Origin of the sequence: Lysinibacillus sp. NPDC094403, assembly GCF_050278745.1 — a bacterium.
Taxonomy (GTDB): Bacteria; Bacillota; Bacilli; order Bacillales_A; family Planococcaceae; genus Lysinibacillus.
Window position 1 is genome coordinate 25,963 of sequence record NZ_JBNNTL010000009.1, and the last position, 21,614, is coordinate 47,576.

Below are 21,614 nucleotides of genomic sequence, written 5' to 3' on the forward strand. Positions count from 1 at the left end.
TTTGTCAATATAAAAAGCTTCTTGCGAAAAGAGATGCAAGAAGCTTTAAGATTACATTTTTTTCAGCTTTTCATATTCAAGTTGTAGACGTTCAATACGTTTACGGCCTTCTTCACGATTTCTAGCCGTTTCTGCTTGAATTTGCTTCGTTTCTTGAATACCAGACATAATTGTTTGCCAAGTCGTTTCAATTGTTTCGATTTTAATGCTTGGGCTACCAGCAGCACGTGCGATATTAACACTATTTTTACTAATATTTTCTGCATTTCGTACAAGCATTTCATTCGTACGACGGTCTAATTCTATCATTGAATCTGAAATAAGCTTTTGGCGCTTTAACGTCACAGCATGAATAAGTCCTTGTTTGAATATAGGAATTGTCGTCACAAACGCAGAGTTAATTTTAGCAATTAGATGGTTATTTCCTTGCTGCATTAATCGAATTTGTGGAGCAGATTGGAATGAAACTTGTTGCGCCATTTCTAAATCATAACGACGTTGTTCTAGTAAATCAACGGCACGTACCATCGTTTCATATTCCATTGCCGCTAATTGATCACCAGTTTGTGCTTTTTGTTCAAGTGCTGGTAATGATGAACGTACTTCATCTGTTCTCACTTCAATTGCCGCAATAAATTTACTTAAAGTTTGGAAGTAATTTAAGTTTTGATCATATAAATTTTCAAGATCAATAGTATTACGTTTCATTTCACCTTCGTATTTTTGAACCTCACGGAAAATGACATCCACTTCCTTGTTCATGCTGTCATATTTGGATAGAAACTTTTCTAATTGTTCCTTTCCTTTACTAAACAGCTTAGTAAGGAAGCCACCTTTTTTATCCTCCGCAAAATCTTGAGGATCAAATTTATCCATAATTCTATTTAAATTATTTAATAATACACTTGATTCCTCAAGCTTACTTGTTTTCATCGTTGCTAGCATTTTATCTGAAAAAGTAGAAATACCATTCGCAGTTTCTTTTCCCAGCTCTAGCATAGCAATTTGGTCTTTGACATCAATTTTTTGTGCTAATGCATGAACCTCAGGATCTTGCTTTAACGCAAGTTGATTTTGAGCAATTTGTGATAGCTCTTGCTCAGAAACAAGTACTGGTTTTTGTGTTTGCTCCACCTGTAATAATGGATTAGGCTGTAATAATGGATTTTCTGATGCGAATGGATCTTTTGATTTTAATAGGTCGTTGTCGAATTCAGACATAAAGTTTTACCCCCTGCGTTTTATCTCTTTTATTACATACGATTCAAAGCTGAAAAAGTTTCATTATAGTAAATTATAGCTCGTTTTAATAGAAAATTCGAATGATCCTGTGAAATACTTTACATTACTTTCTAATATTGGCATGCTTAAACTAAGAAAGCAACCAAATTATGTTTATTAAAACATATTACAAAACTCAGTGAATATTTATTCAATAAGTTTTTTGATGAGCAGGCTTTATTACCAACCTCAAAAAATATGTAGAATTATGATACATACAAATTAGAAATCTTGTTTTGCCCACAACGTTTACTGTAACTCATTTAAGGATATTTAAGAGAAGATATTAAACTATTTTATTGAAATTACCAGAAAGGAAGGAACTGGATGAATATTTGGGCGTGGATTGGGCTACTAGGAATCTTGATGTTTTCACTCTTGCCTTTACTCAAAAAAGAGAACAGGACAAAGGAGGAAATTAGAAAGACAATCACAACCGGATTGATGGTACTAGGCATCATCGTTGCTGTGCTCATTTTTAATGTCAATTATTTACTTGCATTGATTGCAGGTTTCATCGCAATGATTGTCTTCGATAAAAAAACATATACGAAGAAACGAATAATAATATATGGATCGTTTATTCTCGTTGTTGGAATTGCGAGCTATTTCTTTTTCCGAGATAATCCCGATTATGTTTTGAACCATTTGAAAGACCACCCACAAACAACTTCTCTTTACGTTGCGGAAAATGGTGAGAAATTAATCACTTATCATTCGGATAAAGTCAGACCATTAGCAAGCACAGTAAAGATGCTAATTGCTGTCGAATACGCGATGCAAATTAATGCAGGTAAAATAACTAAAGACAGCCCTGTGTCGTTAGACAATTTAAAGCGTTATTACATTAAAAACACAGACGGTAACGCACATGAAGATTGGCTGAAAACAATGAGCAGTGAAGGTAAAATTAAAAACAATGAAGTAACATTGCATGATGTTGCAAAAGGAATGATTACCTATAGCTCTAATGCCAATACAGATTTTCTCATTGATGTACTAGGCATAACTAACATTAATGAGAGAGCAAAATCTCTAAAACTAACACAGCAAGAGGAGGTCTATCCAATTGTTAGTGCTCTATTAATCCCTGAACACATAGAGAACGAAACGAGTGAGAAACAGTTGATCAAAAAGCTTAGAGAGATGCCGATAGCAACATATCGTTCTATAGCGGAAGATTTAAGCGAACAAATGAAGGTTGGAACGATTAAAGCTGAGGATATATCATTTGATATGTCTATGGATCTGCAAAAAGTATGGTCGGATCGTTTAATAGGTGCATCAGCGAATGACTATGGGAAGTTGTTAGCAATCATTTCGAATGACGAACTTCCAGAGGGAGCTGCTGCTACTGTAAGAGATTTACTAGAATGGCCGATGCAATATAACGAGCAGAATCATGAACGTTTTGTCCACCTTGGGGCAAAAGGTGGTTCGACTGCATTTGTGCTTAACGACGCAATATATGCAGAAGATCACAATGGCAATAAAATCGAAATGGTTATATTAACAGATGATTTGAACCTCTGGCAGGGACTACTAATCAGAAAAAATATGAATTCATTCGAATCCAAATTACTAGGAAGTAAAGACTACCGTCTGCAAGTCCAGAAAAAACTTTCCGAATCCTAATTCATCCACAAACCTTCCTCATTAATCATGATTTCTTACAAATTATGCACTCAATTATATATCAATAAAAAAACCGAAAAGGGCACTTTTTTAAGTGCCCACTATTCGGTGTGCAGTTCATTTATATGTTATTTTTTAAAAATGGACGTTCATTTTTCTTCGTAGAATGTAGCTGCTTCCATCATCATGTCGTCACTTTTAGCACAGTTTTAATTTTCTTAATAACGCCACCTGAACTATAAGTTAGAACACTGCGTTTATAGAATGAAATACTGAATAAATAAGCAACAATAATCGTCGCTATTAAAATACCTAGCGATATAAGTGGTACCATTACTCCTATATCAGTAGCCCCGATACGCATCGGCATGATCATTCCTGAAGTAAATGGAATATAAGAGAAGACCTTAATGAAAATTGTATCTGGGTTGCTAATCCCCGAGATCATAACATAGAAACCTATTAATGTAATCATCATGGCTGGCATTAAAACTTGACCCGCTTCTTCAACTTTAGACACTAAAGAACCGAATAATGCACCAACAATTAAATAAAGAATAATTGTTAATAGCAGGAATAGAATCGCATATATCACGTAACTTATCGATAATTCTTTAACAATGCTTGCTGCCATATCCCAAATAAAGCCGTTCTTCGCAAATTTTGCATAGATTAGGAAGACAACTGCAATCATACCCATCTGTGTTAATGCGAGTAATAGTACACCAGCAATTTTTGCTTTAAAATGGGTAGCTGGCTTTACACTTACTAGTAGCATTTCCATTGCACGTGAACCTTTTTCAGATGCAATTTCCGTTGTAATCATAGATAGGAATGTAGAAATAAAGAAATAGATTAAAATACCAACTGCATAAGATACCCATAATCCTGATTGTTTCTCTTCTTCGCTTTTACCGTTAGCAGATTTTTCGTTTAAGTTTTTATTCGAGATAATCGTTTTTGCACCAATAATTTGCGCTGCTTGGTCTGGTGTTAGCGATAGCTGTTGTACGGTATAATTTTGGCCAGCAAGTTGCAGTATCGAATTTAACGCAGCTTGATCATTTAACTTCAATGGCGTGAAAGTGGCAATTTCAGCATTTAGTTGACCATTTTGATCTGTTATTTTAATGATTGCATCTAGCTTTTCGTCCTTGACCTTTTTCTCTAACGCCGATATATTTGACTCATTTTGTATAAATTTCATATCGCCATTTGAAATAAAGAGACCACTTAAATCGGCAGTTGTTTCATTGACGATTGCAATTTGTTGTGTATGATCATCACCCGTAAAAAGCTCTTTAATATCCGACCAGAAAACTGCAACAGACATCCCCAGTATATAAATGCATGTCATTACAACAAAGGATCTTGATTTTAATTTTGATTTGTAAAGCTGTTTCACTAATAAATTAAACTTCGACAATGTTGCCACCTACCTTATCCTTAAAGATCTCATCTAACGATAAGTAATCTAAACTAAATTTTTCAATATATTTACCATTTGAAAGCTGTTCGAAAATGCTTTGTGCAAAACTCTCATCCTCCAGAATGAGCACTGTTTGCTCTTTCTCTTCTCGAACATCCTTTACACCTTCAAGTGCCAATAATTGAGTTGTCGACCACTCTGTACGAACTGCTAACCTTGTTTTTCCATATTGTTTCTTTAAATCTAGTAGACTACCAGAGAATAACGAGACGCCACGTTTTAATAGACAAAGATGATCGCATAGTTCCTCTACGTTATCCATTTGGTGACTGGAGAACAAAATCGTCGTACCCTGTTCTTTTAAAAGCAATATGGCTTCCTTTAGTAAATCTTTATTCACGGGATCAAGTCCACTGAATGGTTCGTCTAGAATTAAAAACTTCGGTTTATGAATAAAGCTAGCAATCAGTTGTACTTTTTGCTGATTCCCTTTTGATAAAGTTTCAGCCTTATCTTTCCGTCTATCTTCGAGCTCAAATCGGCTAATCCAAAAGTCAATGTCCTTCTTTAACTCAGACTTTTTCATTCCACGTAACTCGCCAAAGAAGTAAAGTTGATCCTCTACCTTCATCGTCGGAAAAATGCCTCGTTCTTCTGGTAAATAGCCAAGTACATCACGGTTGATGGCATTAACGGGTTTGCCATCCCATGTAATCGTTCCAGCTGTCGTCTCTTGTAAATCTAAAATCATTCGGAAAGTCGTTGTTTTGCCGGCTCCGTTTTGTCCAATCAGCCCAAAAATCTCCCCTTTTTTAATTGTAAAATTAAGATTATCGACCGCGGTGAAATCTTTGTATTTCTTTGTGACACGCTCTAATTGTAATGTCATCTTTTTTCCTCCTTACCCCTCAAATATATGTAATTCTCTTTGCAGTCCTTTTTTGCGTCTTTCAACCTTAAAAATCTGCATACACATAATCATTACGACTACAAAATTAAAGAACGATACTCCCATGTTTAAGAATCTTTCTGTTGATTCACCAAGTCCAATATAAAGATTGAAAAATCCAACGGAAATATTTAACAATGTTACTAATATAAATAGACGGTTTATTGATCTTAAATACTTTATTTTTGAAGAACTATCTGAAAATAATTCAAATGGCCCTTCTGATTTCTTTTTTCGGTAATATGCCCAGCATCCCAATTTTGAAACAAACTCAATATTCATCGACTCTAAAAAATCATAATAATCCTGGTTTTTACCGTTGACTAGTTCGTTGCGATAACTGTATTGTCCTGGTTCCCCTTTTTCAAAAATGAAGTAGCCTAACATTGTTCGCTTTAGATGCCAACCTTGTTCCGCCATAACATTAACCCATGCTTCTTCCTTTTCATAATCAAGAAAAAAACGATACACTCTTTTTTTCAAAATGTCCCACCTCCAATCTATTAATCTTATAAAACTGATGCGAACTCCTGGTTAAATATACGCCCTAATAGTAGTCATAGAAACGTAGCATTTTCTTTGCTCAATTTTTTAATTTTTCTGATTTCCCGGAAAATAATTTTGAAGCAAATGTTCATCCCATACTTATGAAGCTGCTTTTTATCGAACTTGGCAAATAAGCAACCAGATTTTTTAACTATCTCCTATACTAATCTGTAAACAGATCCAAATCCTTCTTCAATTTATGGCGCACACGCACAAGTTTTAATAATGGTAAAGAAAATAACACGGCCACAACAATATTAGCGATATTTAATGTTAATTTAATCCAGTCTATTGCCTGTTCTGAAAAAATCCCACTCAGACCAATTAAACCTATAACCAAATTAAGTAGGATGAGCGATAGTAGCAATGAAATTTTTTGGGAGAGCTTACTAATTTTATTTTTCTTATCAGAGTAAAGTTCAAAAGGTCCATCACTTGCTGGCTTTCTAAAGAATACGAAATTGCCAGAACGATCTACCTGTTCAATTCCCGAGGACTTAAGAAATTCTAAATATTCATCTTCATATGAGGCACCAAATCGTTCCAGTTCATCATACCGATAAATATAGCTACTTGGCTCCCCACGTTCGAATGTAAAACGTATCCAAGTGAACTTTTTTAAATGCCATCCTTGGCTTGCCATATCGTTGACCCATTTCTCAATATCATACGGGTTGACAACTATTCTATATTTATCCATTTGTTCCATCCTCCTTTGTTATACGGATGCCATTGTCAAAAAGTTCCCTTAATCTCAAAATTTCGTATTCAACTACTTTTTTTCCACTCTCTGTAATGATGTATTCTTTTTTTCGTCCATCACCATCTAGTGCCTCAATCCATCCCCGCTCGAGTAATGTTTTGATTGCCCCATATATCGTCCCCGCTCCAAGACGAACTCGACCATTGCTCATTTCCTCTACCAATTGCATAATGCCATAACCATGTCTTGCATCAAATAAAGCTAATAAAATATAATAAACGCCTTCTGTTAATGGCGGATGCTCTTGAGTCATACAATCCCCCCTACTTATATCGCCCAACAATATATCGTCATACGATACATTTAAAATATATCAGCAGACGATATAGTTGTCAACGCTTTTTCTTCCATAAAAAGTTAAAATCATTAATACTTTTCATACTGGCAGTGTAGCACTATGCTGTTGTTTTGATTCAATTGAGTGATTTTCCTGGCTACCGAGCGCTTCTTCTTGCCTCCCAAATATTATTTAATTTCCACAGTTTGTTAATATTTTTTATTGCAAAATGAAATTGCTCTATGTTAGCATGTAAGTAATTACTTGCATGAAAGGAAGAATTCTATTGTCAACAAAAAGCACCGCAGAACGAATCATAGATGCAGCTTTACAACTCGTTAGTGAGAAGGGCTATACTGCGGCAACAACTAAAGCAATTGCTGAATTAGCTGGGGTTAATGAAGTAACAATTTTTCGCCATTTCGGAAACAAGCGTGGAATTTTGAAGGCCATTATTGAGCAATTTTCCTATTTTCCTCTTTTACAGCAAGAGATCAATAAAAATGTTACATGGGATTTAGAAACGGATTTACTAAATTTCTCTATAAAACATTTTAACTTTTTAATGTCTATTAAAGACTTTGTAATGATCGGCTTTAAAGAAGCTATGCAGTTTCCTGAAATTAATGAAGAGATTGCTAATATCCCTCTTCATATTAAAAATGAGCTAGTTCATTATTTTCAGGAAATGCATGAAAGAGGGAAAATTAGAGAGATTGATTTTGAAGCAGCAGCATTATCTCTTATCGCTATTAATTTTGGCCATTTTATTTCACGCGCACGTTTAGGAACTATCGTTTCTGATATGCAAACTGAAACATTGTTAAAAACAAGTGTTTCAATTTTTTCTAGGGGATTGGCTCCCTAGAAAAAATTTTTCCTTTCAATGCAAGTAAGTACTTACTTATATTCAGGAGGTATATGATGAAAGGTTTACAAGCTTTATTTAAAATTCGAGAAACTTATATTGGTATTGTCATTACAATTGCATTCCAGCTTATTTTCTTTTCCGTATGGATGACTGCCTATGATGGTGTAAATGACAGAACAAAAAATTTAAAGATTGGACTCATTAGTGAAGATACTGGGATGGGGCAACAAGTAGTAAATGAAATAAAAGGAAAACTACCTTTTACTATAGAAAATTACACCTCTCTAAACAAAGCTGAACAAGAATTAAATCAACGTGATATCCATATGATTATTCATATTCCAAGCAACTTTACGAGTCAATTACAAGCAGGTAAAGAGGCCGAAATTATTTACTCTATCAATCAAGCAAATCCAAGTATCGCAAAAAATATAATGGACGGAGTAGCCAAACAAGTAACGGAGGAAATTAACCACAATATTTATCCTTTACAACAGGGCAAAACCATCGAAGCATTTTCTCAAAAGTTCTCACAGCTTCCAATGGAACAAAATACAGCACAACAAATTAACGAAGCCGTTGCTACAACAATTATGAATGTAAAAGATCGTGCAATAGATTCTACTATTATTAAAACGAATAATGTTAAAGAATTTGCTGCGAATTTTGTGCCATTGATGGTTATTATTTCGTCGTTTGTTGGTGCCATGGTAATGATTATGCAGCATCAGCAGGCTGCACAACTAGTGCAAGATAAAGTTTCGAAATGGCAATTGTTCCTAGCAAGACAGCTCATTAATATTGGTGTAGCCTTCGCCCTTCCGATATTAACTATTGGCTTAATGCACCTATTTAATATTTCAAGTCAAGTAAACTTTTTAACAGTATATCTTTTTCAAGCATTATTGTTTTGGGCTTTCCTATGCTTGGCACAAGCCTTTATCATAATTTTTGGTAACTTGGGTATGATTTTTAATATTTGTGCTCTTTCGATTCAGCTTGTTACTTCAGGTGCACTTGTTCCACAGGCAATGCTATCAGATTTTTATAATAAACTAGCGTCACTTCTTCCAGCTACTTACGGAGCAGATGGCTATTACACTATTATTTTTGGCGGAAGCACTGATAATTTAATGAGTAATTGTAGCTCGTTAGGAATTATCATCGCAGTGACACTGGGCATTTCTGCTGCGGTCATTGCTTTAAGTAGATCAAAAGTAAAAAGCGAAAGTGAGCAAATTTCCCCTGCTACTGTTCAATAATATTATCAAAAAAGCGATGTACTAATGACGAGTTAGTACATCGCTTTTATAGTAAAACCATAAAACGGTGAAGATACCTTTGCTTAGATGCGGTACTTTAAATAAAGGTGATTTCCGTTCTAGGCTATCGCTTTTCTGCGGGTGAGAGTCGAGCCACCACCTCCTCTTATATTTTTACTGTCGCTTCGCTTTCGCACAGTAAACATTTGTACTGACGCTATCGCTAACTTTGGGTTATATCATTGGAAGCGACATGCTAGAAGATCCATATTTTTAAAATGGTTGATTGGAGTGGAGACTGGACGACTCCTTGGGGATTAGCGTCACAGATGAGACCCTGCAGCGAAGCGAAGCGGCTCATCGGACGCCCCCAGGAAAGCGTCCAGTCGGAACGGAAATCAACCCCTCGCTTTGCCGATTAGTCCTTTAAAACTAATCACCAATTCGCAAAATAGCCGCAAGCTGTTTATTCAAGGTACTTACGCTGTCCTCAAAATCTTGGCGATACCATTGAATGATTAGACCTATGATTGCATTTGCTTGATACGCACTATAATACTCAATGAATATCTCATCATGTACTTTATTATGGATTGTGATATCTCTTTTTAGCAAAGCGAAAATTCCATCAAATAACATGTAATAGTAAGTCAATGGCACATTTTTTGAAAAAACAATACGATAGAAAATTTTAAAGCGCTCAATATGATGAAAAATACGAATAGTATTTGGATCTATTTGATTTTTATCCAATGTTGTTACTGCACGGTACGGTTCCTCATAGGAATTATACAAATCCTCCATAATTTCCTGAAAGTATTCCTCAAATAGCCCTTCCTTTTGCTCATAGTGCAAGTAGAAGGTACCTCTGTTCACCTTTGCCACCCGACAAATTTCTGCGATTGTAATACTTTCTAAAGGCTTTTCACTTAATAAAGTTAGTAAAGCATTATGTAATGCTTGCTTCGTTTTGACAACTCTTAAATCGTTAGCGCTCATATTTTTTATCCCCTTACTAAACAGATTTTTTATATGTGTTGATTACTGAACAGTTCTGAGTTTTTTGCGTATTGAAATCGCTTACAAAGCTATTATATTATTTTAATGAACACATGTTCAATATCTAACATTATATATCCAAGAAATCGCTAGGACAAACTCTGGTGAAACAACATAAATAATAGGAGGTTTTTGTGATGAGATTAGAAGGTAAAGTAGCAATCGTTACAGGTGCAGCGTCAGGTATGGGTAAAGCAATTGCAGAAGGTTATGCCAAAGAAGGAGCAAAAGTCGTAGTTTCTGACTTAAATTTAGAAGGTGCACAAGCTGTTGTTGAAGGTATCGAAGCAACTGGTGGCTCAGCGATCGCCGTTCAAACAAATGTCGCTTCAACTGAAGATTTACAACGCTTGTTTGATGAAACAAAAAATGCATATGGCAAATTAGATATTTTAGTAAATAATGCTGGTATCATGGATGGAATGGAACCAGTTGGGGAAGTTTCTGATGAACGATGGGACAAAGTATTCGCGGTAAATACAACTGCTGTAATGCGTTCAATGCGGATGGCAACAGAGATTTTCCTTGCTCAAGGACACGGTGTCTTTGTTAACAATATTTCTGCTGGCGGTCTATATGGCGCTCGTGCTGGGGCTGCCTACACTGCTTCTAAGCATGCTGTTGTTGGTCTAACAAAAAACACAGCATTTATGTATGCAGATAAAAATATTCGTTGCAATGGTATCGCTCCAGGTGCAGTTATCACAAACATTGCCTCTACTATGACAAATGTGAGCCAAACAGGTGCAGCTCGCCAAGCACTAGGTATGTCCATTAACCCACGTGCTGGACAACCTGAGGAAATCGCTCAACTTGCTATTTTCCTTGGCTCAGATGAAGCAAGCTTTGTCAACGGACAAGTAATTGCTGTTGATGGTGGCTGGACAGCTTACTAATTTTTTATAGCATATATGAAATAATTAAGGTTATTTCATGAAGTAGCATGTTTTAAATGAGTTCGGTATTGTATCGAACTCATTTTGTATTTGGCCATTATCCGTTGAAGTTAATGCATATTAATGCATTCCTGTACCCTTTTTATATTAAGAAAATGATAAAAAATCAAAAATGACCTCTTAGAGACACGCTATTCCAAGAGATCATTCTTTTCAATTTGCTAATTGGCTTTAGCTTAATCTATGGCTAACGAAAATATTTACTGAGCTTTCTTAAAAGTGAGTGATTTTCCTTTAGTTTCTTTTACTAGCAACATACATGAAATAGAAATGATACTTGCTATGACCAAATAAATTGAAATCGGGATGGAACTATAAAACTTTTTTAGAAGACTTAATGAAATTAATGGAGCCAATGAGCCTGCTAAAATTGGTGCTACTTGATAACATAAAGACAAAGCTGTATATCTAATATGAGTTGGGAATAACTCTGTCATTAATGCTGAGTACGGTGAATACGTCATCGATTGTATGAATAAACCAATAATAATGGCAGCCATAATGATCCAATCATTCCCTGTATCCATCATTGGGAACCCAATAAATCCCCAAAATGCAGTTAGAACGGCTCCTGTAAGATAGATTGACTTCCGACCCCAAACATCACTTAAGTGTCCCATTAAATCAGTATGTGATTAAATCTCAAAACAAAAATGCGGCGGGGACAGAACTCGTTTATTTTGAAAAATAGCGAAAAGAGATAATAACTTTTCCACTTCATCAAATTGAATTTCCCCATCTAAAATCAAAAAAATGTTAGACCGATTTAATTGGTCTAACATTTTTCTTTTTGTCCCAGCCTCATTTCAAACTTTTACGCTCTTCTTGCTGGGAATAAGCATCCTATAAATGCCCCAATTAGCGCTGGTAATATCCAGCCTAAGCCTATATCGTAAAAAGGTAAAAAGTTCGAATAAGCTTTTTCAATAGCATCAAAAATACCTAGTTTCGCTGCAGGAATGCTGGCCACTAACGCTTTATAACCATCAATGATACTAATAAAAATTGTAAAAATCATAGCAATCGCGTATACCGTTTGCTTATTTTTAAATAGTGATGAGCTTAATGCAAGTATTATTAAGACAATCGCTATCGGATATAAGAACATTAGCACTGGAATAGCAAACTTAATAATATTCGTTAATCCGAAGTTTGCTATCATAAACGAAACAATACACAATAACAATACAAACCATTTATAGCTAATTTTCGGGAATATCTCGTGGAAGAATTCGCTACAAGATGTAATTAAGCCAATACTTGTCTTTAAACAAGCAAGGACAATAATAACTGCCAATAAAATAGCCCCGTATGAACCAAAATAGTGATCTGCCACTGCGGCAAATATTAAGCCACCATTATCAAATGTACCAACAGCATCAATACTCGATGCCCCCATATACGTTATTAAACCGTATATTAACGTCATTAATGCCATGGCAAAAATACCAGATTTCCACGTTGCTTTAGCAATTTCTTTTCGATCAGATATTCCTGCGCTTTTAATCGCGTTAATAACAACAATACCAAAAGCTAATGAGGCTAACGCATCCATTGTGTTATAGCCTTCTTTAAAGCCTGTCATAAATGCTGAATCAATATAATCTCCCATTGGCTGCTGGAAATGCCCCATCGGTTTTACAATACTAGTAATAATTAAAATAAATAACACAATCAAAAAAGCTGGTGTTAAATATTTTCCGATATAATCCATAATTTTTGCTGGATTCAATGAGAAATAAAAAACGATGGCAAAAAATACAAAGCTAAATAAAGCAAGTAAAAGTGTTGTATGCTCAGCTTGTATATATGGTTCAAAGCCAACAACAAAAGGAACTGTCGCTGTACGAGGAATCGCAAAAAAAGGACCGATCGTTAAATAGAGGGCTAATGAAAAGATGACACCGAATAACGGGTGAACACGGCTCGCTAAGTCTCGCAAACCGTTACTACCTGATAAACCAATAGCTAAAATACCTAGAAACGGTAAACCGATAGCTGTTACTAAAAATCCAATTAGGCCAAACCAAAAGTTGGTCCCTGCTAATTGTCCAAGTTGAATTGGAAAAATAAGATTCCCTGCTCCAAAATACAGTCCGAATAGCATTGTACCAATGACTGCATATGTTGAAAAAGGTATTTTCTGTTGCATTTTGATGTACTCCTTAGATGTATTTAACTATTGCAAATAATTTAAATAGAGATTTTTCGCTACAATTCCACTATAGTATCAAGCATTTATTTTAAAAACAATAGTTTTTTCTTTTAAAATCGTTAATTGTACAGTTCCTAGCGTTAAATAGACAAAACTAAAAGAGCTGTCTGTTGACAGCCCTTAGTTTGCTACAGACCACTCTATATGATCTAAAAACTTATATACGTCCTCATACACTTTTTCGCGCTCTTTGTCTAATGTAATAATATGACCAGAATTTTCATACCAAATAATCTCTTTATCATTTGTTTCCACAGTGTCTAAAATGAATGGTGCACTTTCTTGATAAAGCTCATCATCTAATGAACCTTGTAATACTAATGTAGGTGCTTTAATTGTAGATAATTCATCGCGTGTTTCTGTTGTTAAACGTGTAACACCGTCTAATGAATCCTTTGGTGTAATACGTAGCTCATGTAATTCTGAAATAATTTGATCTTTTGATTTATTTTCAAAATGTTTATATAAACGAGCGTAATGATATAAACGTGTAAATAAGCCTTTTGAGTTATCGCGTGTGATTGGTGCACACATAGCAACACATGCTTTCACAGGAAACTTCTCTGCTACTTTTAACGAAAATACGCCGCCAAGTGAAATTCCTACTACCGCGATTTCTTCATAACCATTACTTTTTAGGAAGTTATAACCTTCCACAACATCATTCCACCAGTCTTCCGGTTTAGTTTCAAGTAATGCTTCTGGTTCTACACCATGCCCACTATAAATCGGTGCATGAACTGTATAACCACGTTTTGATAAAAATTCTCCCAGTTTTTTCACATCTTTTGTGCTACCTGTGAATCCATGCAGTAATAGTACGGCCTTTTTGCCTCCCTCAATTGTTAGAGGTTGTGGCTTTGATAAATTCATTTTATAATATCCCCTTCACGGAAATTTGTAATTGTGTATTTTATGTGTCTATCTTAACACCCTTTATTCATAATGTACAATTTATAGTTTTTATCATATTAATGTATTTCATGCATTAATGATGTGAGGTTAATGCATGTTATATAACGCTTTCCGTTACTTTAATTTTGCATTCCTCTTTTTAAGTTCTAAGTTTTTTTAAATTTTTTTTTCCCGCTTTAACGGGCAGTAATTTATCTGTACAGAAAGAGAAACGACAGGGATAAGAATCCTACCTCAAAATTCAGCAAAAACTAAAAGTAAGGCATGAGATTAACTGCCCGTAAAAGCCCGATTGGGGAAGACTAATAATCAGTGGTGGATAAAGAACCCACCACTGATTAAGTTTCACTTTATCCCGCTTTAACAGGCAGTAATTTATCTTTACAGAAAGCGATACGACAAGTAAAAGAATCCCACCTCAAAATTCAGCAAAAACTAAAAGTAAAGTAGGAGATTAACTGCCCGTAAAAGCCCGATTGGGGAAGACTAATAATCAGTGGTGAATAAAGAACCCACCACTGATTAAGTTTCATCTTTATGCCTATACTTCCTACTCTTTTACCGTTATAATGCAGTTAACTCAAAAATAACGGGAATAGAGGTGAAAAAATGGAGTGGCAGCAATTAGAATATTTTGTCACAGTAGCAAAGCTTGAGCATATGACTCGTGCCGCTGAAACATTAGCGATTTCTCAGCCAGCATTAAGTCGTTCTATTTCAAAGCTTGAAGAGGAATTAGGCGTTCCATTGTTTGACCGACAAGGACGCTCGATTATGCTCAACCGGTATGGAGAGCTTTTTTTGTATCGCGTCCAACGCATGCGTAAGGAATATGAAAAGGCAGTTTTGGAATTACAGGAGTTGAATAACCCAGAGCTAGGAGATGTGTCACTCGGTTTTTTACATACTCTAGGGACTAGCATCGTACCTGACTTGATCCGCTCATTCCGTCAGAACCATCCACATATACGCTTTCACTTTACACAAAATTACTCTCATTCCCAGTTGAAGCAATTACTCGCGGGAGAGTTAGATCTTTGCTTACTTGCAGCGATAGATACGGAGCCACCTGTTTGCTGGAAGGAGCTTTGGCGTGATGAGCTTTATATTATGGTGCCAATCGATCATCCCCTCGCTAGCCGTAAAAGCATCAAAATGAAGGAACTTGAACATGAGAATTTTGTTCTAATGAAAAAGGGTTACGCATTGCGCCGTACAGCTGATAAATTATTAAATGCTGCAGGTATCAAACCGAAAATTACATTTGAAGGTGATGAGGTGTCAACAGTTGCTGGTTTTGTAGGTGCTGGGCTTGGCGTATCGTTGCTGCCTTTTGACGAAGACTTGAATCCAAATAAATTAGCTAAAATTCGTGTGGAGGATATGATTTGTGAACGAATAATAGGTATGGCTTGGATTGAAAATCGATATCTTCCACCATCAGCACGACAATTTCAGCAATTTGTTTTCGATTTTTACGAAAAAAAATAATTCATTAGAATGGACTAAAACAAAAAGTGAGTAACAATTCACCTCTTTCGTAATTGTTACTCGCTCTTTATATATGTTCAAATAGTTTTTGGAAAAGTCAGTGTTACAGACGTGCCCTCACCTATTTGACTTTTAATAGATAATTTGCCGTGATAGTTGTCCATCAATTTTTGGGCAATGGATAACCCAATCCCGTATCCTCCCTTTTTTCGATTACGTGATTTTTCCACTCGATAAAAACGATTTGTAACAAAAGGTATATCTTCTTCAGGTATACCGATTCCAAAATCTTGTACAGTTAATTCATTGTGATAATAATAGATGTTTACTTTTTTTTCATCATTGGAATACTTAATAGCGTTATCGATTAATATTGTAAGTACTTGTTCAAGATGCCCTTCTGTTATTGTCAATGCTTCACCTTTAGTTATTTGAAATGAAAAAGAGAAATCTGGATGTGTAATTTTAAAATCATTGATAACTTTTTCAATAATATTTTCGGGATTATCTAATAAAAGAGAGACATTTTTTATTTTTTCGGAATCTAGTCTAGATAACTCTAATAAATCCTTTACCAATTTTTCCATTCGATTCACTTCTTTTAAAGATGAATTCAATGATTTATTTAACACTTCTGGATCGTCTTTTCCCCAACGATTTAACATCATTAAGTTTCCATTCAACACCGAAATCGGCGTTCTTAATTCATGTGAAGCATCTTCCACAAACTGTTTTTGTTGATTAAATGAAGTTTCTAATTGATCCATCAGTTCATTAAAGTGATTGGCTAATTCGGCAATTTCATCTTGCGCAGGCTGTACTTGCACTCTTTCTTCTAAACCAACCTTTTTGATTTTTGTAAGTGTTCGGGAAATATCCTGTATTGGTCTAACGATTTGTTTAGAAATGAATAGCGCACCTACAAAACTTATGAATAATGCACCAACTCCTGACAAAAACATAACAAAGCCAAATTGCCCTAATAAATTTTCGAAATTCTCCATATTACGAACAATTTCAACTTCAAAATTAGTATCATTTAAAGGCTCTCTATACACTAACAGTCGGTCGTCATCCACTTTGATTAATTCAAATCGTCCGTTTGGGACTACCTTAGAAGGTACATTCAATAACTCACCTTCACTAACCGCGATAACATTTTCCCCTTCTTTATCCAATATACGAATAGTCTCTGATTTTTCATTAATTGAATGAATGAACGATTCATTTTCCTTAATAAACTGGCTAGATAGCTTTTTGTCAGCATATAGATTTTGTATTGTAATCATCTTCTGTGCAATCGACTGTTCTTCATAATGAATCATCCAACTGTTTACCACAAAATATTGCAATATATTATAAGAAACGAATAAACTAATCATCAGAATCGTTGTCCATAAAATAATTTTTGTTTTTAGCTTTAACGATTTCATCATTTCATTACATACCCAACGCCACGAACAGAATGAATATAATGCTCTTCATCATTTTGAAGTTTATTGCGCAAATATCTAACATAGACATCTACAACATTCGTTTCCACTTCCGTTTCATATCCCCAAATTTTTTCCAATATCACTTCCCGAGAAAGTACATGATTTATATTTTGTAAAAACATTAAAAGAAGTTCATATTCTCTTTTCGTCAAAGCTATTTCTTCATTCTCTTTCGTAACCGTTCGAGACATCATATCAACAAGTATTTCTTTAAATTTTAAGTGTTTGATAACATTCTTTTCATAACGTTCATTTCGACGAAAAATCACACGCATTCTCGCTAACAGTTCTTCAATTGAAAAAGGCTTAGATATATAATCGTCAGCACCCACATCCAAGCCCATCACACGATCCATAATGCTATCTCTTGCAGTAAGCATAATTATGGGTGTTTCTTTCACAAGTCGAATTCTTCTACAAATTTCTGTACCGTTTAAATGGGGTAGCATTAAATCTAAGAGAATCAGGTCGAAATGCTGATTCAGTGCTGTATCTAGCCCTTCACGACCATCATGGATAACCGTCACATCGAAGCCTTCGTGTGTAAGCTCTAACTCTAAAAATTCCGTAATTCTTTCCTCATCTTCTATAATTAATACTTTCTTCAATGAGAACCCTCCTAAGATTAATACTATTATCATGTTACCGAACTATAGAAAAACTAACAATTTTCTTGCAGTTCTATGTACTTTATCACCATAATGTAGGTCGACTTCTATTCTGACTGGGAGAATCCGTTGAAACGCTTCGGGGTCTCATTTGTGACGCCGTTCCCCAACAAGTCAGATACGTTTACAAATGTCATTCCTAACTTTTGATGATGAGCCTCATTTCAGTTGATTTATGATTTGGGTCATTTTCCGAAAAGACTATCTGTTTGTATGATAATACATCGAAGCTCATATGTTTTTCATCCTATAATCTCCATTTAAAAGAACTTTTTTGCAACTACCTAAAAGTGAGAACAGAAAAAGTTTTAAGAGTACCATAAATTTTTAATGAGTATTTCTTATTTTTGATTTTCTTTTATTCAATATCAAAAACCACCTTCTCCGTATAAAAGGTGGTTACTTCAAAAAGCTATTTTATAATCATTTCCCTATATATTTAATATGATACGAATACATATCTGTTGTATCGCCATCAATCTCAAAAAGTCCCTTCTTAGCAAGGATCATCAGGCGATTCTCCACAAACTCTTCACTTAAATAGTCATCAATTGTCCCAATTGTTTCACCGATGATACGCATCGGTAAAAGCCATTCCTCATTTAGTTCGGCATGTGCTCTTTCCGCACATTCCATAATGATAGGATCCAATGCTTCTTCCGCTACATGCTCAATCCCATTCTTCCAAACTCGCAATGTACTAGGGTTTTGTTTCAGCTCTTCCCATTCCTTTGCAAGTTGCTGACACTCATCAATAGAAAAGCGCTTTGCCTCAGAACGGAGCTTCATTAGCAAGTCTGACGAAAGCTCACCTGTTTGACGAATCATCATATTTGGCTGTACACGTTTCAAGCCATCTGTGGCATCAATCCCATATACCATACTACATCTATTGATCAATTCGCTCATGACATAACGTAATCCAATCTCTTCATGAGTACTTTGGCTGTACCAAACCCAGACATCAACATCGCAAGGTAAACCTGCAATTTTTTTCTTCCATTCTTTATGAAGATCCTCGTTCAATTCACGCTCTTCACTGTCCCTAAAGATATTGGCTTTTAACCAGCTTTTTCGTTCTTCTGAGCTACTTAGCGGACCAATTGAGAAAATCTCGTTGACACTAAGCACCGACTCATCTCGTTGTAAATGATGTTGTCGTATCGCATGTTTGATTGAGCCTTGTGTAGATAAACTAAACGTTATATGTAAAATTGCCATGAAAATCCCCCTTTTACTGTTTACTCAGCGCTATTTGTATTTCAATAAAAGTGAAAAGTACGCCTTGAATCATATTTAAGCGATTAGCAATTGCAGGCTTCCCAATAATTACTTTTCTTAATTTACCGGCAGAAAAACTAAATAATGTAAATAGTATAAGCTCTTGAACTAAAAATACAATACCCAAAATTAACATCTGTAAACCTACATGATCATAAGAACGATTTACAAATTGTGCAATAGTGCTAAGAAAAATAACGAAATCTTTTGATTTAAAAAGAGTTGTCCAGCCAGAACGAAGATCAACTTATATACATGACAATACTTTTTAACAAAATGTCATCCTCAGCTTTCGGTAATGAACAATTACTTTTAGAAAAGAACCATTATAATATGGTTTTGTTTCCATTATACTACATGGCGATATATTCTACTAAATTTCACAAGCAAAATTATTCAATTAATTATGCTCGTTTAAGCGACACTTTTCTCCTTTAATACCTTATAATGAATATTATCAAAATGAAAAAGTCGCATTGTTTTAAAGAAAGAGGTGTTTGTCGATGGCAGTAAGTGACATTGTAAAGCAATATGAAGACGAGCAAGGAAATGTCTATTATAAAATGAAAACACATAATATCGGGGTACAGGCTACGCAAACTTCAGGGTTAGCGCCAGTTATTACTTATTGGATAGGTGAAAAAGAGATTACTGACGATATTCGAAGTTTGCGCTTTAGCCCTCGCCCTCCCTCAAGTTATATTCAAGATTACGATGAATTTCAAACAATGCTTTATGCAAAAGAACAACGTGCCATCAACGAACTCTATGAACAAATGAGTATTAAACCGAAAAATATGTCTTCAGGAAAACAAATAGTATGGAGTTTTTTCGTGATTGTTTTAGCGATGCTCCCACTATTAGTCGCAATCTGGTGGTTCAAGTAATCGAAGTTGTGTTCCCCTTCACACTTTACCCTCGATTGTTCTATATACCTACTGATTTATTCAAAACTTCTATTAACATTCCTAATCAGCTTGACAGACATGCTAAAGTAGTGCATTCTTTATTCAATTACTTTTTAGAAATGGAACATCTATCGAAAGTATATGATGTGAATCCATCCAAAAAAGATATTGAATTATACAATAAAGCGAGCGAAGACTAGTATCTAGAAACTACTTGACCAGAAAGCGATGCCCATCGGCTGTAAGGCATTGTACAAGAAAGACTAAAGAACCTACTTCGTAAAACGTCCTAGCTAAACTAGGCGCAGTCTCAAGCGTTATGAGCAAAGTGGAATGTCAATGACGTTCAATGTAGGTGGTACCACGGAAAGCAAGCCTTTTCGTCCTAATTTTTTAGGATGAAAAGGTTTTTTTATTTTTAACTTCTTTCAACAATTATTTTTGTAGCGAAATCTAGCCGCTACTAAAGATTAAATAATAATGCAAGTGAAACAGCGAATTGGAGGTATTGTTATGGAAAGAAAAAGAATCGTCGTCAAAATCGGGAGTAGCTCCTTAACAAACGCAAAAGGTGAAATTGATAAAATCCGTTTAATGGATCATGTTCAAGCGATAGCTGAATTAAAAAATTATGGTCATGAAGTATTACTTGTTTCATCAGGTGCAGTTGCAGCAGGTTTTAAACAGCTAGGCTACCCTTCTCGTCCTATCACAGTGAAAGGGAAACAGGCTGCGGCAGCAGTTGGACAAAGTTTACTTATTCAAACCTATAATGCTTTATTTAGCATTTATGATATTGTGCCTGCTCAAATTTTACTGACACGCACTGATTTTTCAAAAAAAGAGCGCTATAAAAATGCCTATGCTACATTTGAGGAATTATTAGAGCGCTCCATGCTACCAATCATTAACGAAAACGATACGGTATCTGTCAGTGAATTAACCTTTGGAGATAACGACATGTTATCGGCACTTGTAAGTGGTCTTGTTCATGCCGATCAGCTCATTATCTTAACAGACATCAATGGCTTGTATAACGCCAATCCAAATAAAAACCCAGATGCCAAACGTATTGATCATTTAACAGAAGTTTCTGATGAAATGCTTGGCTTCGCAGATGGTGCAGGTTCAAAGGTCGGTACAGGTGGTATGGAATCTAAATTACTAGCAGCTAGAGCAGCTTTAAATGCAGGCGTCAAGGTGTTTATCGGAACTGGTCACGGTGCTAATAAGCTTGTCGACATAGTCGAAGGACGTGGTGATGGTACGTATGTTGAGCATGACGCGCTTGCTGTTTTAACAAATAATAAACAGTGGATTGCACTTACGGAAGTTTCTGGTAAAATTTTTATAGATAACGGTGCTGAACATGCATTATTGGCAAATGGGAAAAGCTTGTTACCTGCTGGTGTATTTCGTGTCGAAGGTGACTTCGCAAATGGTGACGTTGTCGAAGTATTTAGTAACAAGGGACTGCTTGGTCGTGGTGAGGTCTTATATTCTTCCCTAGAGTTAGCACATGCGATGGGAAAACGTACAGATGAGTTAGCGAATTATCCAATTGAGGTCATTCACCGAGATAAATGGCTTAAAATTCAAGCAAATTAAGGAG

The 21,614-nt window shown here is 35.4% G+C and carries 21 protein-coding genes; 7 read left to right on the plus strand and 14 right to left on the minus strand.

Annotation, left to right across the window (positions count from 1 at the left end):
* Positions 1-51: 51 nt before the first annotated feature.
* Positions 52-1,221 (minus strand): toxic anion resistance protein, encoded by a 1,170-nt coding sequence (locus tag ACQKMV_RS14560; protein ID WP_427504806.1) that lies wholly within the window; start codon positions 1,219-1,221, stop codon positions 52-54.
* 387 nt (positions 1,222-1,608) lie between these two features.
* On the opposite strand from ACQKMV_RS14560, the gene ACQKMV_RS14565 reads away from it, so the two are divergent.
* On the plus strand, positions 1,609-2,916 hold the full coding sequence (locus ACQKMV_RS14565; RefSeq protein ID WP_427504807.1) for a serine hydrolase: 1,308 nt from the start codon (positions 1,609-1,611) through the stop codon (positions 2,914-2,916).
* Between the two features lie 184 nt (positions 2,917-3,100).
* Here ACQKMV_RS14565 and ACQKMV_RS14570 read toward each other — a convergent pair whose 3' ends face one another.
* The 5 genes from ACQKMV_RS14570 to ACQKMV_RS14590 all read right to left on the minus strand — a co-directional run bounded on the left by ACQKMV_RS14570 (position 3,101) and on the right by ACQKMV_RS14590 (position 6,856).
* Positions 3,101-4,342: an ABC transporter permease gene (locus ACQKMV_RS14570; RefSeq protein ID WP_427504809.1), complete on the minus strand. Its 1,242-nt coding sequence runs from the start codon at positions 4,340-4,342 to the stop codon at positions 3,101-3,103.
* Positions 4,329-5,234: an ABC transporter ATP-binding protein gene (locus tag ACQKMV_RS14575; RefSeq protein ID WP_427504810.1), complete on the minus strand. Its 906-nt coding sequence runs from the start codon at positions 5,232-5,234 to the stop codon at positions 4,329-4,331. The genes ACQKMV_RS14570 and ACQKMV_RS14575 overlap by 14 nt, the downstream gene beginning before the upstream one ends.
* A gap of 12 nt (positions 5,235-5,246) precedes the next feature.
* Positions 5,247-5,777, minus strand: coding sequence for a DUF2812 domain-containing protein (locus ACQKMV_RS14580; protein WP_427504811.1), 531 nt, complete (start codon positions 5,775-5,777; stop codon positions 5,247-5,249).
* 226 nt (positions 5,778-6,003) lie between these two features.
* A complete protein-coding gene (locus ACQKMV_RS14585; RefSeq protein WP_427504813.1) occupies positions 6,004-6,540 on the minus strand; it encodes a DUF2812 domain-containing protein in 537 nt (178 codons plus the stop codon).
* Complete coding sequence (locus ACQKMV_RS14590; protein ID WP_387081185.1) at positions 6,533-6,856, minus strand: PadR family transcriptional regulator; 324 nt, start codon at positions 6,854-6,856, stop codon at positions 6,533-6,535. Before ACQKMV_RS14590 ends, ACQKMV_RS14585 begins: the two co-directional genes overlap by 8 nt.
* A gap of 310 nt (positions 6,857-7,166) precedes the next feature.
* Here ACQKMV_RS14590 and ACQKMV_RS14595 point away from each other — a divergent pair, with 310 nt between their 5' ends.
* A complete protein-coding gene (locus ACQKMV_RS14595; protein ID WP_427504814.1) occupies positions 7,167-7,748 on the plus strand; it encodes a TetR/AcrR family transcriptional regulator in 582 nt (193 codons plus the stop codon).
* Positions 7,749-7,804: 56 nt separating this feature from the next.
* Positions 7,805-9,013 carry a YhgE/Pip domain-containing protein gene (locus ACQKMV_RS14600; RefSeq protein ID WP_427504815.1) on the plus strand — a complete coding sequence of 403 codons (1,209 nt, stop codon included), beginning with the start codon at positions 7,805-7,807 and terminating at the stop codon, positions 9,011-9,013.
* Positions 9,014-9,445: 432 nt separating this feature from the next.
* Here ACQKMV_RS14600 and ACQKMV_RS14605 read toward each other — a convergent pair whose 3' ends face one another.
* Entirely contained in the window at positions 9,446-10,012 is a 567-nt protein-coding gene (locus tag ACQKMV_RS14605; RefSeq protein WP_427504816.1) for a TetR/AcrR family transcriptional regulator, read from the minus strand.
* Positions 10,013-10,209: 197 nt separating this feature from the next.
* Here ACQKMV_RS14605 and ACQKMV_RS14610 point away from each other — a divergent pair, with 197 nt between their 5' ends.
* The gene (locus tag ACQKMV_RS14610) at positions 10,210-10,968 is read left to right on the plus strand and encodes an SDR family oxidoreductase (RefSeq protein ID WP_427424399.1); all 759 of its coding nucleotides are present in this window, start codon (positions 10,210-10,212) and stop codon (positions 10,966-10,968) included.
* A gap of 260 nt (positions 10,969-11,228) precedes the next feature.
* Here ACQKMV_RS14610 and ACQKMV_RS14615 read toward each other — a convergent pair whose 3' ends face one another.
* From ACQKMV_RS14615 to ACQKMV_RS14625, 3 genes are all read right to left on the minus strand, one after another.
* Positions 11,229-11,648: an MFS transporter gene (locus ACQKMV_RS14615; protein WP_427504818.1), complete on the minus strand. Its 420-nt coding sequence runs from the start codon at positions 11,646-11,648 to the stop codon at positions 11,229-11,231.
* 194 nt (positions 11,649-11,842) lie between these two features.
* The gene (gene brnQ / locus ACQKMV_RS14620) at positions 11,843-13,180 is read right to left on the minus strand and encodes a branched-chain amino acid transport system II carrier protein (RefSeq protein WP_427504820.1); all 1,338 of its coding nucleotides are present in this window, start codon (positions 13,178-13,180) and stop codon (positions 11,843-11,845) included.
* A gap of 183 nt (positions 13,181-13,363) precedes the next feature.
* Entirely contained in the window at positions 13,364-14,116 is a 753-nt protein-coding gene (locus tag ACQKMV_RS14625; protein WP_427424405.1) for an alpha/beta hydrolase, read from the minus strand.
* A gap of 651 nt (positions 14,117-14,767) precedes the next feature.
* Here ACQKMV_RS14625 and ACQKMV_RS14630 point away from each other — a divergent pair.
* On the plus strand, positions 14,768-15,649 hold the full coding sequence (locus ACQKMV_RS14630; protein ID WP_427504821.1) for a LysR family transcriptional regulator: 882 nt from the start codon (positions 14,768-14,770) through the stop codon (positions 15,647-15,649).
* A 77-nt stretch (positions 15,650-15,726) separates the two neighbouring features.
* Here ACQKMV_RS14630 and ACQKMV_RS14635 read toward each other — a convergent pair whose 3' ends face one another.
* From ACQKMV_RS14635 to ACQKMV_RS14650, 4 genes are all read right to left on the minus strand, one after another.
* Complete coding sequence (locus tag ACQKMV_RS14635) at positions 15,727-17,085, minus strand: sensor histidine kinase (RefSeq protein ID WP_427504822.1); 1,359 nt, start codon at positions 17,083-17,085, stop codon at positions 15,727-15,729.
* Positions 17,082-17,753 (minus strand): response regulator transcription factor, encoded by a 672-nt coding sequence (locus tag ACQKMV_RS14640; RefSeq protein ID WP_427504824.1) that lies wholly within the window; start codon positions 17,751-17,753, stop codon positions 17,082-17,084. Before ACQKMV_RS14640 ends, ACQKMV_RS14635 begins: the two co-directional genes overlap by 4 nt.
* Positions 17,754-18,236: 483 nt before the next feature.
* On the minus strand, positions 18,237-19,034 hold the full coding sequence (locus ACQKMV_RS14645; protein WP_427504825.1) for a DUF3658 domain-containing protein: 798 nt from the start codon (positions 19,032-19,034) through the stop codon (positions 18,237-18,239).
* Positions 19,035-19,047: 13 nt separating this feature from the next.
* Entirely contained in the window at positions 19,048-19,230 is a 183-nt protein-coding gene (locus ACQKMV_RS14650) for a hypothetical protein (RefSeq protein ID WP_427504826.1), read from the minus strand.
* A gap of 367 nt (positions 19,231-19,597) precedes the next feature.
* On the opposite strand from ACQKMV_RS14650, the gene ACQKMV_RS14655 reads away from it, so the two are divergent.
* Together ACQKMV_RS14655 and proB are read left to right on the plus strand one after the other, a co-directional pair.
* Entirely contained in the window at positions 19,598-19,981 is a 384-nt protein-coding gene (locus ACQKMV_RS14655; protein ID WP_427504828.1) for a sodium:proton antiporter, read from the plus strand.
* Between the two features lie 534 nt (positions 19,982-20,515).
* Positions 20,516-21,610: a glutamate 5-kinase gene (gene proB / locus ACQKMV_RS14660; protein ID WP_427504829.1), complete on the plus strand. Its 1,095-nt coding sequence runs from the start codon at positions 20,516-20,518 to the stop codon at positions 21,608-21,610.
* The last annotated feature ends 4 nt before the right edge of the window (positions 21,611-21,614 follow it).